The organism is Prevotella sp. P2-180 (genome assembly GCF_002251435.1).
Classification (GTDB): Bacteria; Bacteroidota; Bacteroidia; order Bacteroidales; family Bacteroidaceae; genus Prevotella.
Genome location: NZ_NPJI01000076.1, coordinates 60,040 through 75,641, shown reverse-complemented (window position 1 = coordinate 75,641; position 15,602 = coordinate 60,040). Strand labels below are relative to the sequence as shown.

The 15,602-nt window shown below is 43.9% G+C and carries 18 protein-coding genes; 8 read left to right on the top strand and 10 right to left on the bottom strand.

The features are described 5' to 3' along the window. Positions 1-194: 194 nt before the first annotated feature. From CIK98_RS11050 to CIK98_RS11035, 4 genes are all read right to left on the bottom strand, one after another. A complete protein-coding gene (locus CIK98_RS11050) occupies positions 195-416 on the bottom strand; it encodes a hypothetical protein (protein ID WP_253249702.1) in 222 nt (73 codons plus the stop codon). Further along, on the bottom strand, positions 413-892 hold the full coding sequence (locus CIK98_RS11045) for a DUF3990 domain-containing protein (RefSeq protein ID WP_094382256.1): 480 nt from the start codon (positions 890-892) through the stop codon (positions 413-415). The genes CIK98_RS11050 and CIK98_RS11045 overlap by 4 nt, the downstream gene beginning before the upstream one ends. After that, the gene (locus CIK98_RS11040; protein WP_094384291.1) at positions 889-1,110 is read right to left on the bottom strand and encodes a DUF3791 domain-containing protein; all 222 of its coding nucleotides are present in this window, start codon (positions 1,108-1,110) and stop codon (positions 889-891) included. Before CIK98_RS11040 ends, CIK98_RS11045 begins: the two co-directional genes overlap by 4 nt. A 357-nt stretch (positions 1,111-1,467) precedes the next feature. Further along, the gene (locus CIK98_RS11035; protein WP_094384290.1) at positions 1,468-2,373 is read right to left on the bottom strand and encodes a LysR family transcriptional regulator; all 906 of its coding nucleotides are present in this window, start codon (positions 2,371-2,373) and stop codon (positions 1,468-1,470) included. A 214-nt stretch (positions 2,374-2,587) separates the two neighbouring features. Between CIK98_RS11035 and CIK98_RS11030 the strand changes: the two genes are divergently transcribed. The 3 genes from CIK98_RS11030 to CIK98_RS11020 are packed head-to-tail and all read left to right on the top strand — an operon-like array spanning position 2,588 to position 4,036. Beyond that, positions 2,588-2,779, top strand: a complete 192-nt coding sequence (locus tag CIK98_RS11030; protein ID WP_094384289.1) for a hypothetical protein — start codon at positions 2,588-2,590, stop codon at positions 2,777-2,779. Beyond that, a complete protein-coding gene (locus CIK98_RS11025; RefSeq protein ID WP_172409912.1) occupies positions 2,757-3,557 on the top strand; it encodes a threonine/serine exporter ThrE family protein in 801 nt (266 codons plus the stop codon). Before CIK98_RS11030 ends, CIK98_RS11025 begins: the two co-directional genes overlap by 23 nt. Continuing rightward, the gene (locus CIK98_RS11020) at positions 3,548-4,036 is read left to right on the top strand and encodes a threonine/serine exporter family protein (protein WP_094384287.1); all 489 of its coding nucleotides are present in this window, start codon (positions 3,548-3,550) and stop codon (positions 4,034-4,036) included. The genes CIK98_RS11025 and CIK98_RS11020 overlap by 10 nt, the downstream gene beginning before the upstream one ends. 64 nt (positions 4,037-4,100) lie before the next feature. Here the strand turns inward: CIK98_RS11020 and CIK98_RS11015 are convergent, their stop codons facing one another. The 4 genes from CIK98_RS11015 to CIK98_RS11000 form a co-directional block, all read right to left on the bottom strand. After that, positions 4,101-5,462 carry a glycoside hydrolase family 43 protein gene (locus tag CIK98_RS11015; protein WP_371683263.1) on the bottom strand — a complete coding sequence of 454 codons (1,362 nt, stop codon included), beginning with the start codon at positions 5,460-5,462 and terminating at the stop codon, positions 4,101-4,103. 250 nt (positions 5,463-5,712) lie between these two features. Then, complete coding sequence (locus tag CIK98_RS18205) at positions 5,713-5,835, bottom strand: smalltalk protein (RefSeq protein WP_172409793.1); 123 nt, start codon at positions 5,833-5,835, stop codon at positions 5,713-5,715. 214 nt (positions 5,836-6,049) lie between these two features. Beyond that, entirely contained in the window at positions 6,050-6,571 is a 522-nt protein-coding gene (locus CIK98_RS11010) for a DNA-binding protein (protein ID WP_094384286.1), read from the bottom strand. A 468-nt stretch (positions 6,572-7,039) separates the two neighbouring features. Then, positions 7,040-8,242, bottom strand: a complete 1,203-nt coding sequence (locus CIK98_RS11000) for a transposase (protein WP_094384284.1) — start codon at positions 8,240-8,242, stop codon at positions 7,040-7,042. 332 nt (positions 8,243-8,574) lie between these two features. Here CIK98_RS11000 and CIK98_RS10995 point away from each other — a divergent pair, with 332 nt between their 5' ends. Beyond that, positions 8,575-9,618: a transposase gene (locus CIK98_RS10995; protein ID WP_094384283.1), complete on the top strand. Its 1,044-nt coding sequence runs from the start codon at positions 8,575-8,577 to the stop codon at positions 9,616-9,618. A gap of 28 nt (positions 9,619-9,646) precedes the next feature. Here the strand turns inward: CIK98_RS10995 and CIK98_RS10990 are convergent, their stop codons facing one another. Then, complete coding sequence (locus tag CIK98_RS10990; RefSeq protein WP_172409911.1) at positions 9,647-10,099, bottom strand: transposase family protein; 453 nt, start codon at positions 10,097-10,099, stop codon at positions 9,647-9,649. A 599-nt stretch (positions 10,100-10,698) separates the two neighbouring features. Between CIK98_RS10990 and CIK98_RS10985 the strand changes: the two genes are divergently transcribed. The 4 genes from CIK98_RS10985 to CIK98_RS10970 all read left to right on the top strand — a co-directional run bounded on the left by CIK98_RS10985 (position 10,699) and on the right by CIK98_RS10970 (position 13,073). Continuing rightward, entirely contained in the window at positions 10,699-10,932 is a 234-nt protein-coding gene (locus CIK98_RS10985; protein ID WP_094384281.1) for a hypothetical protein, read from the top strand. After that, positions 10,929-11,330: a type II toxin-antitoxin system VapC family toxin gene (locus tag CIK98_RS10980; protein WP_094384280.1), complete on the top strand. Its 402-nt coding sequence runs from the start codon at positions 10,929-10,931 to the stop codon at positions 11,328-11,330. The genes CIK98_RS10985 and CIK98_RS10980 overlap by 4 nt, the downstream gene beginning before the upstream one ends. Positions 11,331-12,249: 919 nt before the next feature. Then, the gene (locus CIK98_RS10975) at positions 12,250-12,471 is read left to right on the top strand and encodes a hypothetical protein (RefSeq protein WP_094384279.1); all 222 of its coding nucleotides are present in this window, start codon (positions 12,250-12,252) and stop codon (positions 12,469-12,471) included. 86 nt (positions 12,472-12,557) lie between these two features. After that, a complete protein-coding gene (locus tag CIK98_RS10970; protein ID WP_094384278.1) occupies positions 12,558-13,073 on the top strand; it encodes an S-ribosylhomocysteine lyase in 516 nt (171 codons plus the stop codon). 75 nt (positions 13,074-13,148) lie between these two features. Here CIK98_RS10970 and CIK98_RS10965 read toward each other — a convergent pair whose 3' ends face one another. Next, positions 13,149-15,599, bottom strand: coding sequence for a TIM-barrel domain-containing protein (locus CIK98_RS10965; protein WP_094384277.1), 2,451 nt, complete (start codon positions 15,597-15,599; stop codon positions 13,149-13,151). Between the last annotated feature and the right edge of the window lie 3 nt (positions 15,600-15,602).

Sequence of the window (15,602 nt, the reverse complement as noted above, 5' to 3'; positions counted from 1 at the left end):
CTTCTACGTCAGCAATGTGGTATTCCCCTGAGCCCTGGCTGTCTCAATTTTTCTATTGTTGGGGCGTTTTTTCAATCAAATCGGGCGAGGATGTGTTGTTTCCCATCCTCGCCCGTCTTGTATAATTGTATCTATTGCCATAGCGGTTCGCTCTCCGTATGTACTCCACACATATTCATATCTCGCATTACCATTTATGTAGGTTGCAGTTCTTCTTCCAGATAACTATATACATAGCCAGAGGACTGAAAGAAAAGTCCAGTCTTCGGATCATTCAATTTTTCAAACAAATGTGAGGTATAGACGACATCAAAGGCCTGCTCCATAGAAAGACCACGTTCGTCCATCAGTCGGGAGATAAGGTCTTTGACTATCTCCTCTTTCATGTTCTGAAATTCTGCCTGTGATACCTTCATCTGCTTGTTTGCTTTATCAGTTTGTCTATGGCTCTCTGTGTACAGAAAGCATACTGGAATGTGATGCCCTTGATATACTGAATGCGCTTCAGAAATTCCTCAAAGGAAATGTAACCTTGTTTGTAACGTGTAATCTGGGCACCTATTCGGTCGTTTGCTATCGGGCCATACACGATGTCGTAATCATGTAGAGTCCTGCCGTTGGGTTCCGTTCGATGGTCATAGACGAAGTGGGCCCACTCTTCAGTATAATCCTCAAACCGCTTGATTTGAAACTTCTCAAAAAGAGCCTCGTCAAACTCATACACATTGACGATGGGAGTAGTCTCCTCAAATTCTGCACGGAACTGTGCCATCTCCAATGCCTGCTGCTCGTCATCCGATAGATAGAAAGCCATGCCAAAATCCTTGTTGGGCTTAGACTTCGCTAAGTCAACATGAGGGATGTCAACAGTTGAGCCATGATAGAGTTTCATAGGTTTCCGCCCCTCCTTTGGCAGTATTCCCGCAAGGTCTGGATGTTCTCTTCTACAGATAGCGTGTGCATCACGTTGTAATGCTTGTCGCAAAGTGCCAAAGCGCCATACTGGTTGAGGTATCGGTAAGCTTTCGCTTCCGACACCCTGTTGTGAGCAGCGAACTCCGCCACCAACAACACAAGATACTCTATCTTGTCCATTACCTGCTTTGACATAAGTAAATCTCTTCCTTTTAGTCCGAACAAATACCGTGTGGCATGGCGCGGCTGATGTAACTTTGTATGCAAAGTTACTCATTTATTTCAAATACGCCAAGTTTTTACAATTTGAAGGCATCATTTTTAGTGATTTTTAAGAAATTACACCTTTTCTATTCATATTAGGATGATATTATTGCTAAAATGGCCGCCGAATTATTAACCTCTGTGTATATCAGCAATATACGCCAACAGAGATAATTCCTTGTTCAAAATTTGTACCGCTTTGAATTCGTTATTTTTAAGAAAGTACTGTAGCTCAGCGCATTAGGAGATATAAATAGGCTTCCACATGAACTATTTTACCAACGATTTTTACAGCATGTCAAGCAATGCGATGTTATAGGATTTGTTTTCGCAAAGCATCTTGAGGAATTCCTTCGTACTGCGCTTGGTATAACTGTCTTTGAGGATATGAAACGAACCTTCCATCTGCGTGTTTTGATGGTCGAGGGTAATGACCTTGATGCCAGGAATATGACTTACCGCTGCCTGGCTGATAACAGTAACAAGAAACTTCGACGACCTGACAAGGTCGATGATGACATTCACTTCATTAATTTCCAACCTTACATTAAACTGGCTTTCCGAGCCTCTTGTCAGAAGATCAAAAGCATTGCGGGCCTGAAGCCCTTTGGCTGGCATTACAAATGGGAAGCTCTTGAGGTCGGCAAACTTAACCTTTTCCGTGCCTGCTAAGGGATGATGCTCGGAAACCACGACAGCCAACTGATTGTCAAACAATATGTGCGACTCTATCTCAGGACTTATGCTTGTAGGTTTATAACTCAATGCCACATCAAGTTCACGGTCTTTCACCATGCGTATCAAGGTCTCCATATCATGACAATGAATATTAAGTTTAATGTCTGGATATTCTTTCATAAAAAGCAACACCGTATCCTTGAGCAGCGGAATAAAGGAAAAGGTAGAACCGATGTTAAGACAGCCTGCCTTCAAGCCTTTGATATCGTTCATCCTGTCTATACATACATCCGCGGCATGCAGTGTGCGTTTGGCCTCGGGAAGGAATGCCTCCCCAACATCTGTAAGACATACACGATGGGAAGAACGCTCAAAGAGCATTACTCCCAACTCATTCTCCAACTGTTTTATCTGCTGCGACAGTGTGCTTTGCGTGATGTTGAGCAATCGTGAAGCCTCACTGAAACTATTCGTCTCAGCCACGTTTACAAAGTATTTAAGTTGCCTTAATTCCATTCTAATCGTATCATTTATAAAAAACGCTGCAAAAGTACAACAAATAAATCATACGCACAATAGTCTGCTATAATTATTTTCGATAATATTATCGATTATGATTATTAATACCTATAGATAGCCATTATCGAAACAATCAATAGACAAATCTTCCTGCTTATTAATATATGCAGTAATTTTGCACCCGAAAAAAAACATTAAGTAATAGAGAATTATGGAATACATTATTGATGAAACTGCAGCAAGTCAATGCGCATGGCTCGTATGGGCGCTTGCATTGGGAACGGTGCTTCTGAAGCCGGCCATCAAAATCTTGGTTAAGGCTTGGAAAACAAACAAGCGATTACACATCATCTCGTATGGTGACAACAAAATATATGATTATGATGACGAATATGACTACTGAACCATCTGCCATACCAGCTGACGAGCATACAAGAATAAAGAATGTATGCAAGTTTATAGAGGAGTATGCCACGGCCATGTTGTCTGCCGGTGCCACCACTTCGCGTATAGAGCATTGTGTGGAACGCATATCCAAACGCTATGATATAATCTCCGACCTGTCGCTACTCCCCTCGCGCATATTACTGACAGTATGGGACACAAGTCACAGGCATAATTACAGTCTTGTAGGACATACCCATAAAAACGGTATAAACCTGCAGACTGTCACAGAGTTGAGCCGTCTGTCATTTCTCGACATTCCCCTTGAGACAGCTTGCGAACAGATGAGAATCATCACCTCGACACCACGCCTGAACAAATGGATTGTCATTCTGCTTACGGCATTGGCCAATCTCTCATTCTGCCGACTGTTTGATGGCGACTGGTATGCTATGGGAGTGGTGTTTGCCGCCACTGTCATCGGCAATGTATATAAGAACTATATGCTTGAAAGGCATTGGGACATAAGATTCACAACCATTGTGGCAGCATATATATCCGCCATTGTCGGATCGTCGTGTTTCATCTTTGATTTTGGAAGCACTCCACAGACAGCCTTGGGAACATCTGTGTTGTGGCTCGTACCGGGAATAAGATTTATTAATGCTATTAGCGACATGACCAACGGCCACTATGTCGTGTCGCAAAGCAGGATGACAGATGCTGTCATAACCACCATCTGTCTTTCGTTAGGCCTTTGTCTTGCATTACTCACATTAAATATACAATGGAAATAACAACACTATTCACCGATGGACTCTTTGCCTGTATGGCGGCAATAGGTTTTGGAAGCATCAACAACACCCCGCGCAGTTTGCTGCCTTGGTGCGGACTCATCGCTGCCATAGGTCATGCAACCCGCTTTGCCATGATGAATTCATCCTTTCATATCAACATCATTCTTGCCGGTTTTGCCGGAAGCATCTGCATAGGCATCATATCATCGTTTGCCTCACGCCATTATCGTTGTCCCTACGAGGTTTTGGCATTTCCTGCCCTATTGCCGATGATACCTGGAATGTACGCATACGGCACAATCCAGGCTCTCGTCAGCTACTTGCAGTTTAATTCTTCCGAAACACCGTCTGAACACTATCTCAACATCTTTGCCTACAATGCCATCATGACTATGCTCATCATCCTCTTTATGGTTGTAGGAGCCCTTGTCGGAATATTTGCATCCCGAATATTCAAGAACTTCAGTAGAAGAGAATGAAGTGCATCATTCCCAACTATGGTTTGCCGGAATATATTTGACGACATTCACTTTTATCTCACGATTATATTTCCTTGACTTTTTTTGCTTCCCACCAATCGAAGTTGAAGAGATTCTTCTTTTGCATTGAATTGCTTTTGAACACGAAATAAACATCATGCACACCCTCGCACTTTGTCAGTCGTGTACGGAATGTCTCATACTTGAACTTGGTGTTTGGTATGTCTATTTCGCCGGCCTTCCATCCGTCGGTAGCGTCGAGGCGAATCTCCATCCTGCCGCCAAACATCTGTGATGAACAGCTCGCCAAGAGTTCATTTGCGCCCTTGCCGAAGTCAACACCTTTTACCAGGATATATTCGCCGTCATCGATATCGGTGACGAAGAGCGTGGGATTCCACGGACCGGAAGGATTTTCGCGAGTGGTCTTCAGGCCATATCCCCATGCCATGGTTTCTGCTTCAACACGACGGTATGGATTGAATGTTCCCACCTGCTCGAGTTTGCAGTCCTGGAAATATGGCAATTCCTTTATCGTTCCGTCTGCGTTATATGTCATTTCCGCAGCCATACAACATCTGCGTTCTGCATGACGTGACGACTCAAGTCGGAACAGGTCGTAGGTAAGACCAAAGCAATACCACTTGCCCTTAAACTCGATTATTCCAGGGTGATTGCCTCGCGTCCTCGGCGTGTGGTCCATTATGTGTCCCTTGTGTTCCCATGGACCTGTTGGCGACTTGCTCATGGCGTAGCCTATTCCTTCGGGGCAGCATGTGGAGGCGAAGGCAAGATAATACCAGTCGCCGCGCTTCCATATCCATGGTCCCTCTTGGTAGTCTTCTATCTTGTCCATTGTCATAATATCTCCCTTGGTGGATATCATGTCCTCGTTGAGTTCCACGCAATAGGTGTGCGGATTGCCCCAATACATGTATGCCCTTCCATCGTTGTCAATCCACACCGAAGGGTCGATGTCACTCCAGTGTTCGGTGCGCCATACCAGAGGCTTCCCGATAGGGTCTTTGAACGGACCGAATGGCGAGTCGGCCACGAGCACACCGATGCCATTGCCGTGAATGGGACAATACATATACCATTTGCCGTTGCGCTCTACTACACATTCAGCCCATGCCCCGTTATCACCCTTATACCAAGGGAAGTCTTTTAATGAAGCCACCGCTCCGTGGTCCTGCCAGTTGACCATGTCGGTGGATGTATATAAAAGCCAGTCCTTCATCTTAAACCCTTCTGCATCGTCTTCATCGTGGGTTGTGTAAAGATAGATGGTGTCACCATGTACATAAGGTGCAGGGTCGGCGGTGTACTTTGTCTGTACAAGAGGCATGTTCATCGTTTGTGGCTTTTGAGCCATTGCATTAACAGAGATAAATGCCAATAGTAAAATGATAAAGTTTTTTTTCATAATTTTTTTATAATTTGAGTTCGCATGTAGATAACTTGAAATCGTTAATTGTTCTTAGTCAATAAAACAGATACGTTTCCAGAGTGCAAAATTACACAAAATATTCCGTAAACCTCCCTAAAAATGTTCCATATAATATAGATTTTGTTTCATAAAGCCCTAATACGCCCAAAATTTACTAAATAATGACGGGTGTTAACTATGCAAAATAGTTAATACCCGTTTTATATTATTGCAACAGCAGAGAAATTTAGAAGTACACATTGGCACCCATGCAGCTTGTCACTCCGAGAGTAGTAGCTATTGCCGACAGTGCGGCCACAATCAGCTGAAGAATCAGCTTCCAAGTATTCGTTTTATTAGTTGTACTCATAATCGTAAATTTTTAAAGTTAATAATTTTGGAGGGTGGGGAAGAGGGTTTTCTTTTTTTTACCAAAGAGTTTAAGAGTTTAAGAGTATTTGTATAATGATAGAGGTTAAAACTCTTTCCCTCTTTATCTCTTTGGTTTAAATAATACCCTTCGTAGGGAATTACCACTTCTTTAAGGTTTACCTTTTAATCTTTAAGGTTTTACCTTTTAAAGTTTACTGTCCGAGGTCGTCGCCACCGCCGCCGCTTCCGCCGGCACCGGCATCCTCACCTCCACTCGGATTCTCAGGGTCCTCTATCTCGCCAGAGTCACTGGAGTTAACGCGCTTCACCACCTTTCCGTTGCGGTCGTAGCAGGTGATGCTCACTGCAGTGGTCATCAGTTCCTTCTTCACGTCGATAGAAGGCACGAAGATAATCTTTCGGGTGGTGATGAGGCTCGACGCCACCATGTTCACGTCCTCCACACTCTTTGCGTTCAGACCGAATCGCATTGTTCCAAGTCCCGGCACCGGCACCGAATGGCCCTCAGTAGCCCAAGCCTTAATCACGTCGCCGCAAGCAGAGAACGCGGCTTGGAGAGCACCCTTTTGGATACCCGATCGAAGAGAAGCCTCCTCAATCATCTTGCTCTCAGAGAGAGATGAATACTTTTCTGCGGCCATCTGGTAGACATACTTACCAGCCTTAGGGCCGACCATGAGCTTACGCTCTTGCGCTTTTACTTTAATTGTCATAACACTCTAATTTTTAAATTAAACAATAAATTTTTCTAACACGCTGCAAAGATACTACAAAATTTTTAATCATGCAATAAATTGCATGATTAATTTTCGTGCATTATGTTTATTTAACATACACTTTCCTTTATACAATTTTTCCTACTGACTCGCAATTGCGCATCAATTTACCAACAAAATTTCTCCTACTGATACAACATGAGGAATGTTATGTTTTAAAAATCTAACTGTTTTCTGTTTTCTGTTTGTTCAACCTTACAACAAACAGAAAACAGAAAACAGTAAGGTTTTTGAACTACCCTTTTTCTCTGAAAAAATTTTATTATATAATATATATATATAATATATAATAATATAATTTTGGAAAATACATACCCCTCTAAAAACCAAACTGTTTTCTGTTTTCTGTTTGTTTCTTTTGACGGACACTGTGTCTTTTCCTGAATAAGGTGGCTCTTCTGCAATTTAGTTGAAAAGGATGTGTTCTATCACGAGTTTATTCTTTAGCAATTCGAGTCCAGCTTTACCATACATGCTCCTTTTCATTACTTTCAGCTTGTTGACAAATCCCTCTGTAATGCCGTTGGTAATATTGAGTCTGATAGTGTTCCTTACAGCTTGGAAATCTCTTTTGATGCCTATAATAAATGTCTTCAATGATGATATGGTGGTGTTCCAATACCTTTTCATCCATCTGACGAGTTCCACCGTTTCACAGCCCTTGATAACTTTGCAGAAACTTTTCAATGCCTCATACATCTCAGAGAACCATCCAAGGGACATCAGCGTGTCAAAAGTCATCTGTTGCGACTTGTCCATCTTCTTTCCCTTGAGTGCCATGTCGATAACGGATGCGATACTTTTTACCGGGAGCAGTTCTGACCTATTGTCCTTCGGCTTTTCCTTCTTTGAATCCGGTTTCCAATTCTTGGGCCTGTAACCTCTATGTCCGTCAGAGAGATATTTGTAGTGGTCATAGAATGGGGTTAAGCTACCTGAAAATCCCATTTGGCATATCTCTTGATGTATGGCACTGAGAGGCTTGCCATTTGCAGCCTCCTGCTCGACGTATGCGTCATATTTGTAATACTCATTCCGCAGCTTGCTGTTCCTCTCAGGCAGCGAATCCATATTGTGGTATTTTGTGGCAGTCTGCCTTGCGATTCCAAGTTTCTTGGCTATTGTCGTAGGTTTGAAGCCTTTTTGCTGTAGTTCTTTCACCTCCTTGAACACAACATCCCTTGAGTCTGGCCTTGTGGAAGGACGCTTTGTGACTAACGGGGCACTTGTTGATTCTGTTGTCTTGACAGGACCTTCCTCATTACTCCTTACGGCCTGCCTGTAGTCTGCGTAATTCTCGGCAACGAGTTTTGTCATCCGGTCCGTGATGTTTTTCACGAGATGGAATTTATCAGCGACCTCAGTAATCTGGCGCTCGGTAGATGCAATGGCTGAGCTATAGTCAGTTGATCTGTCACGGCTGACAGTATGTACCTTTTCATGTCGTTCAATCCACTCACGGAAACTCTCTGTCCCCCTGTCACCGAGAAGGTCTATCGGCCAGCCGTTTGTATAGTCAATGATGATACTTCCGTAGGTGACACCCTTTCGCCAAGCCCAGTCGTCAACGCCAATCTCCTCGACATCCTCATAGCTTGAGGGATGCATCCTGTGTATGTCACGCTTTAATTTTGCAGCGTGAATAATAGAGTATCCACGACTCTTAAAATATTTAACGTTCGATAAAGTCAAAAAAAAGAAAAAAATATGCTTAGATATACAGTTTTTTCTTACCTTTGTTGTAAAAAGAAGGATTAACCGCCAGAGGTCAACCTTGAAGTTGCGCCAGACGCAAAGTCTATAACTTGCTGCAGGCCCTCTGGATTTCAAGCTGCAAATGCCAAATAGGAAGGTAGGCTCGAAGCCTAATTAAAGTGATAGTCACAAACAGCTTTCCTTTTACAGTTAATCGCTTCCTGATATAAAATCAGTGCAAAGTTATGAAAAAAATCATTATCGGCATCGATGTTTCAAAAGAAAAATGCGATGCAACTGCAATTTTTGTAGGGAAAGGCCTCCTTGAGGTGGCCAAGTTGGACTATTTTGTCTTTGAGAACTGTCCTAAAGGCTTTAGAAGTATGTTGTCTTGGGCAAAGAAACTTATGTCTGACGTGTTACAGGAAGAGTTTCTCTTCATCTGTGAGACGACAGGTGCATATGATCGAGCCCTGTGCGATTATATATACTCCAAAGGGCTTGATATCTGGCGTGAGAGTGCCCTCCAGATTCTCATGAGCAGTGGAGTGCGTAGGGGCAAGGACGACAAGGCTGACTCGTTGATGATTGCGGAGTATGCAGCGCATCATATGGACAAGATGCACTTGTATGAGTCTCCTGACAACCGCATCCTTGAGATTAGGGCCTTATTCCTCTACAGGCATAAGCTGGAGCAGGAGAAGACCTCAAAACTTGTAAGAATCAAGGAACTCGAAGCCACGGCTGGCAAGAGTAAGACTCTGACATTTATTCTTAGAGATGCAAAGAAGAGTGTCCGTCAGCTTGAAAAGAGCATTAAGGTATGCGAAGAAAAAATCCGTGAGCTAATGAAAGAAGATGAAGCTTTGCAGAAGAGCTATGACCACCTTGACTCTGTAAAGGGACTTGGCATCGTGAATATCACCGCCCTGATTGTCTATACAAACAACTTCAAGGCATTCAGGACATCGCGGAAAATGGCTACATATTGGGGTGTAGCATCCTTCAGATCCAGGTCTGGAACCTCAGTTGACAAACGTGTAGATGTACGAAACCTGTCAAGCTCGATGCTCAAATCATATCTTACGCAAGCTGCATTGCATACTATAGCAAAGGGTGGTATCTACCATGACTACTATGAACGCAAAATAAGAGAAGGGAAAACCCACTCAATTGCACTCAATAATGCTAAGAACAAGCTTCTGCATCTTGCCATGTCACTGGTTACCCATGATATGGATTATGAGGAGAATCACGAGAATCTGCGAAGTCTAAGAAACGAAATGTAACAATATGTGCCATATTAAATTTTATTAACTAAATATGTTTTGAAAATTCTATAGGAAGCAAGATAGTGGATGAACTGACACATATACCAATGTCGGAAAGTAGACGACAGGCAGAATTGGATGATACGGATATACCATGACGGGCGACAACCCTCTCGCATCGACAGGTACGCCTGCGATAGCGGAACACCTCGTCTCCGGGCTGCTCGGCAAAGGTCTTCCTGCAGCAATCGTCGTTGTGGCAGAAGAACTTGCGAACATCAAGATGTAGGACTACCCGCTCACCAAGAATGGACAAGTCATATATCGTCCTGGAATACCTGCTGTGTACCTGACTGCTGACATGCCCGCAATAAGGACAGACGCCATAACCCAAGGAAGATGATGCGTATAGGTGAAATACGTTGCAGTCATGAACAACCTCGTGAATGATTAGCTCAGATGAGAGATAGAGTTGAGGGATTCCTTCATTGCAGAGCAAATTTATTTCATTTGCCTTGCATGATTCTGATTTTTTTGTTGTAACTTTGCATTCATTAGGATATTTTGGCATAATTTATTACTTTATGTTTGGCGATGTAAAGGTACAAAAAATATGTCAAATATCCTAATATTTTTATATTATAATATATTCTGTATCAGTTAATTAAACTAAATTGAAGTGTTGATGTTTTTTGATTAAATTTGAATAAATGAACTTACTTCTATGAATCTGTCTCTATAGATAAAAGAATCCTCACAGAACTACAGAAACTAATAGTATGCGTTCATCAAGTGAATTCTTTTCAACTAAATTGCAGAAGAGCCTAAAAAGTTTACTTTGTACTGAAAAACTTGACCATGAAAACACTAGCAAGTACACGGACAGGTCACTGTTCCGCAGAAATAGTCAAAAAAATAATCTCAAATGTTATAATATTATTGATGAGGAAGACACTGACCTGTCCCCTGTCCCGCTTTGTCCCCTGTCCCGCTTGAAATACTTACATGCCGAAAAATGACGAGAAAATCCGCCAAACATTTGGTGGAATGGAAATTTTGCACTATCTTTGTCCCCGAAAACATTAATAATATTACAATATGACGACAGCTATAATTGATAATGAAACCAGATATGCAATTCCTGACTATGACATTGATTTTTTCATTGCCATAGCCAATAAAATGGGATGGAAAAAAGTCAAGTCTTCATTTGCAAAGAAAGAATCATGGGTTGACCAGTTCGCAGGCAAATGGCAGGACAACCGTTCTACTGATGAAATCATCGCCGATATTCATAATGCCCGAACATCTAACGATGAAATATCATTATGAAAAGATATTTATTGGATACTGACATCGTAATTTTCCTCTTTAGGAACAATCGAAAAGTGTATAACCATATAAAAAACTTGTCACCTCATCAGATATACATATCAGATGTGACCGTGGCAGAACTTGAATATGGCAACCATTGCAGTGGAAGATACGAAGAAAACAGAGAGATGCTTGAAGATTTCCTTTCACAAGTCAACGTTATTCCCTTTTCTGACGCTATTCCACTTTATGCAAAAGAAAGATTCAGACTCAGACAACGTGGTTTGAGTATCATGGATTTTGATCTGATAATTGCTTGCACGTCAATTGTCAATAATATGATTATGGTAACGAATAATGCAAAGCATTTCAATCGGGTAGAAGGAATTACGATTGAAAACTGGATTGAAGAATAATACATTTCTTCCACATACCTCTCGTCCCGCAAGGCCCGTGCCCTGCGGGATTTTTGTTTCCCCTCATCTCCCTTTTTCCAATTTTTTCCCCGTCATTATTCATTTCGGCATAAACCCTCTTGGAATCACAGTGACAGGTTTTGATACCCGCCGCTGTAGGGTCTTTGCTTTATGTAAGACCGCATTATTAATATTAACCCACTGCCAACACCCGACCACGTGGCTGAAAAAATGTGTCGGGAAGAAATTATGAATAAAAGATTTACTGCATTAATCAAGTACAGGGGACAGGTCACTGTCCCGCAGGAATAGTCAAAAAAAAATAATCTCAAATGTTACAAAAAATGAGGAGGCAGGACACTGACCAGTCCGTGTGCCACGAGGCGCACATCTATATATAAAGGGTTGTCTACCTTCCATATAAGATGTAGCCGTAGCTGCCAATGAGATGAGAGAAGGTCTCTCGGTGTCGGTGTGCAGGCACAGGCATCAAACCCTCTGCAAGCTGCTGCAGTCGGAAACGTTGCGTTAATCTTGATTCAAGTCATGTCAAAAGTCAGTGTCGGACAGTTCTGGCGACAAGCAATGCAATAACCTGTCTATGGCATTGCGGCATGCGGCATAGAGGTGGCAGGACAGTAATGTTGAAGTGTCTGTAATGGACATGGAGCGAAGGAAGTGACACACTCAAGCAACTGGAATTATACAACTCTTAAACAAAGAGGAGGATATGATGAAAGAAGCATATGCACAAAGCATAGAGTGTGAAGAGCCGATTCTTTGTTAAAGCAGAGCAAACCTTATTAAGGCAAAGACAAAATTATGCAACAAATTTAGTATTTAAAGCATCATATTTTTATGGTATTATCGGATTTTTTTAGTAATTTTGCGCCCAAATTTATAAGAGTATTAATATTGGATGAAAAATCGTATTGCATTTGTGGATTATATCCGCGTGGTGGCTTGTCTGCTGTTCACCTGTATCACGTCGGCACCGCGTTGGATTACCAGTATCGCCCAACTCACTTTTGGCATGTATCTTATGCATCTGTTCTTCCTCCCGTTCGTTTCCGAGTGGATAATTGGAGGAGATATCAAGGTGCTCTCTCTGATTCCGGGAAGCAAGTATGTGATAGGCTAAGCGATATCTTTCTCCGCCATAGTCATAATAGTCTTCTCAAAATTAATATCGAGAGTAAAGTATTAGCAAATAAATAAAAGAAAAAGATGGAAGTAATAGCAAGTTTTCAAGTAGACCATACAGACCTTAAGCCTGGGATCTACATCTCCCGTCAGGACGCCTTTGGCGACTCCTGCTTCACCACTTACGACATTCGCATGACAGCCCCCAACCATGAGCCCGCCGTGAACTGCGCAGCACTTCACACTATTGAACACCTTGTGGCAACCTACCTTCGCAACAGAGAGGGATGGAAGCAAAACATCATCTACTGGGGACCGATGGGGTGTTTGACCGGCAACTACCTCATTGTGCGTGGAGCATATACCTGCGAAGAGATTCGCCAACTGATGATTGAGGCATTCACCTTTGTGAGCGAGTATGATGACGTAGTGCCAGGCACCACTGCCGCCACTTGTGGCAACTACCTCATGCACGACCTGCCAATGGCAAAATGGGAAGCCCGCCGCTATTTAGGACGTCTGAAAGACGAGTTCTGTTCTGAATATCCGGGAGTTGCCCGCCCTACACTCGATGGCGGCATGACCTTCTTCGACGCATAACCGATAAAAACAATGAGCCCTGCAATTCACACTTGCAGGGCTCATTTGCATTCTCGGCTGACGAGGCAGGACTCGCTACATCGTCACCGAAACAGAAGTGCCGTTGTAGTCGATGGTTTTCACTGCCTCTGTTCCAGCCACACGAACGTTAAACTTACGGCCTTGAAGCATGCCGGGGAATTGGCCTTTGCGCGATTCTACAGTGAGGGTGCGCTTGCGGTCGTTCCATTTCATTACGATGGTAGTGTAAGCGCCACGCTCATAGTTGTAGTTGTCGCCCTCGTCCTCGTACAGGGTGAAAGAGGCATCAGAGCCTGGATATACTACAATGTCGAGGTTGTCCCACTTCTTCTCTGTGGCATATTGCATCACAGGAGCGAGAGGCAGGATAGAGCCAGCCTTTACAAACATGGTAGTGAGGTCGAGACGAGTGGCAACGGTGACATCGCGTCCGCCACGGTAACGCTTCTCAGTGTTGAAGTCAAACCAGTCGGCACCCTTCGGCAAGTATTTTGTAACTGTCTTCCCGGAAGTGAAATCGCACTTTAATTCTTTAATTTTTTCATCTTTTAATTCCTTCTTCTCCCAACCGCTCATTGCGTCTTCCTTGAATATTTTCTCCTCGGTATATTGAGCGTGGAGCACCGGAGTGGCGAGAATGGAGCGGCCAAACATAAACTCGTCGGCCATGTCCCACGTGCGGCGGTCGGAAGCGAAGTCGTAGTGAAGGGCACGCAGATAGCTCTCGCCTGCAGATGTGACCTGCCATGCTGTGCTATATAAATAAGGTATAAGACGATAGCGCAGGCGTATGGTCTTTTCTATGGCGTCGTAAACAGGTTCTCCCTTCTTGCCAAACTGGTAGATCTCCCTCGGGGCGTCGGCACCGTGGCTGCGGAACACCGGACAGAACAGTCCATACTGCATCCAGCGCACATAGAGTTCCTGGTACTGCTTGTTGAGTGGGGCGGAGCCAGTGCCACGGGTGTTGTATGAACCGCAGAAGAATCCGCCAATGTCGGTATTGAAGTTTGGACAACCGGTCATGGTGTAGTTAAGTCCTGCGGGCACCTGCTTGCGGAGCATGTCCCATGTTGAAGCCACGTCGCCCGACCACAATCCCGAACCGTAGTGCTGCTGTCCTGCAAAGGCCGAACGTGTCATGATAAACACACGTTTTTCTTCAGACGCTTTGCGCTGCTTCTCGTATATACCCTTTACGGTGGCTAACGGGAAGAGGTTTCTCACGCTTCGCCATGAACCCATGGCTCCTTTCTGCTCATAGTTTTCTTTTGTAGCGTTAAAGAAGTCCGGGTCGGTGGAGTCCATCCACCATGCGTCTATTCCATAGTCGAACAGACGCTTCAGGTGATCCCAATAAATCTGTCGAGCCACGGGGCTGAAGGCATCGTAGACTTTCACTCCTGAAGGATAGTCCATGCGTGGAGGCCAGATGTGTGACAGACCGCTCTGTGGCCATGTCTCGAAGTCGTAGAGCAGTCCCTTCTCCTTTAGTTTTGCATACTGTTGGGTCTGAGGTCCGAAACTAGCCCAGATGGAAATCATGATATGGGCGTTTTGTTTGTGCACACTGTCTATCATCTGCTTTCCGTTGGGGAATGACTCAGCTATGAAGTCCATGGCATTCCATGTATAGTTGCTGCCCCAATACTGCCAGTCCTGAATGATGCCGTCGAGAGGTACTTGCAGCTTTCTGTATTTGTCAACGACTTCGAGCAGTTCCTGTTGTGACTTGTAGCGTTCGCGGCACTGCCAGAATCCGTATGTCCATAGAGGGAACATCGGCACGTCGCCAGAGAGCTGGCGCATGCAGCGGTTGACGCCATCTGCAGTCTTGCCATACATGAAATAGTAGTCGGCTTGGTCGCCCACCTCTGCGCGGAAAGTCATTGCCTGTGCATTGTCCTCAAAATGGGCACGGCTATAGTTGTCCCAGTATATGCCCCAGCCCTTGACCGACTGGATGACGTTTTGGAAGTCTTCAAGGTTTGACTGTTCAATGGTCTTTGTCAGTCCGCGCCGGTTGAGTTTCCCGTCCTGCACTGTGCCCAGTCCGTATATAGCCTCGTCTTTGTCCAAGAGATATGAGTGAGTCACTACATATCTTCCCTTGTCGCTTCCCTCGTTGCGCATTTCAAAGTTTATGTCCTTTTCTTTCAGCAGTTGTTTTCCGCTGGTCGACGCGAAGGAGACGAGTCCTGTGCGGCGGTCGACAGTCACTACAAGGTCTTTTGATTTCATACGTATGGATGACGTGCCAGACTGGATGTCCACGTTGAAATCGTCTTTTGGAACCATTGTAACCACCTCGCTTTTTTTGCCTTTGGCAGTAGAGCCTTCAGGTGTTTTGGTCACTCTTACGATGTCGGGCGAGAAGAAGGCAACACAGATGTCCTTGTCGTTCGCCTTAATTTTCATTTGTTTCCCATTAGTGTCGTTGTCGGCATAAGAAGCTGTGGAAAGCAGTGCAAATGCCGTAATCACTAAAGCTTTTAATCTTTTCATAAG

Excerpts from the sequence above, each read along its gene's own strand:
- CIK98_RS10965 (WP_094384277.1), bottom strand. The coding sequence starts at position 15,599 with ATGAAAAGATTAAAAGCTTTAGTGATTACGGCATTTGCACTGCTTTCC.
- CIK98_RS11035 (WP_094384290.1), bottom strand. The coding sequence starts at position 2,373 with ATGGAATTAAGGCAACTTAAATACTTTGTAAACGTGGCTGAGACGAAT.
- CIK98_RS11050 (WP_253249702.1), bottom strand. The coding sequence starts at position 416 with ATGAAGGTATCACAGGCAGAATTTCAGAACATGAAAGAGGAGATAGTC.
- CIK98_RS11015 (WP_371683263.1), bottom strand. The coding sequence starts at position 5,462 with ATGAAAAAAAACTTTATCATTTTACTATTGGCATTTATCTCTGTTAAT.
- CIK98_RS11030 (WP_094384289.1), top strand. The coding sequence starts at position 2,588 with ATGGAATACATTATTGATGAAACTGCAGCAAGTCAATGCGCATGGCTC.
- CIK98_RS11000 (WP_094384284.1), bottom strand. The coding sequence starts at position 8,242 with ATGCATCCCTCAAGCTATGAGGATGTCGAGGAGATTGGCGTTGACGAC.
- CIK98_RS10975 (WP_094384279.1), top strand. The coding sequence starts at position 12,250 with ATGAAAAATCGTATTGCATTTGTGGATTATATCCGCGTGGTGGCTTGT.
- CIK98_RS10985 (WP_094384281.1), top strand. The coding sequence starts at position 10,699 with ATGACGACAGCTATAATTGATAATGAAACCAGATATGCAATTCCTGAC.
- CIK98_RS11010 (WP_094384286.1), bottom strand. The coding sequence starts at position 6,571 with ATGACAATTAAAGTAAAAGCGCAAGAGCGTAAGCTCATGGTCGGCCCT.
- CIK98_RS18205 (WP_172409793.1), bottom strand. The coding sequence starts at position 5,835 with ATGAGTACAACTAATAAAACGAATACTTGGAAGCTGATTCTTCAGCTG.
- CIK98_RS10970 (WP_094384278.1), top strand. The coding sequence starts at position 12,558 with ATGGAAGTAATAGCAAGTTTTCAAGTAGACCATACAGACCTTAAGCCT.
- CIK98_RS11040 (WP_094384291.1), bottom strand. The coding sequence starts at position 1,110 with ATGTCAAAGCAGGTAATGGACAAGATAGAGTATCTTGTGTTGTTGGTG.
- CIK98_RS11025 (WP_172409912.1), top strand. The coding sequence starts at position 2,757 with ATGATGACGAATATGACTACTGAACCATCTGCCATACCAGCTGACGAG.
- CIK98_RS11045 (WP_094382256.1), bottom strand. The coding sequence starts at position 892 with ATGAAACTCTATCATGGCTCAACTGTTGACATCCCTCATGTTGACTTA.
- CIK98_RS10995 (WP_094384283.1), top strand. The coding sequence starts at position 8,575 with ATGAAAAAAATCATTATCGGCATCGATGTTTCAAAAGAAAAATGCGAT.
- CIK98_RS10980 (WP_094384280.1), top strand. The coding sequence starts at position 10,929 with ATGAAAAGATATTTATTGGATACTGACATCGTAATTTTCCTCTTTAGG.
- CIK98_RS11020 (WP_094384287.1), top strand. The coding sequence starts at position 3,548 with ATGGAAATAACAACACTATTCACCGATGGACTCTTTGCCTGTATGGCG.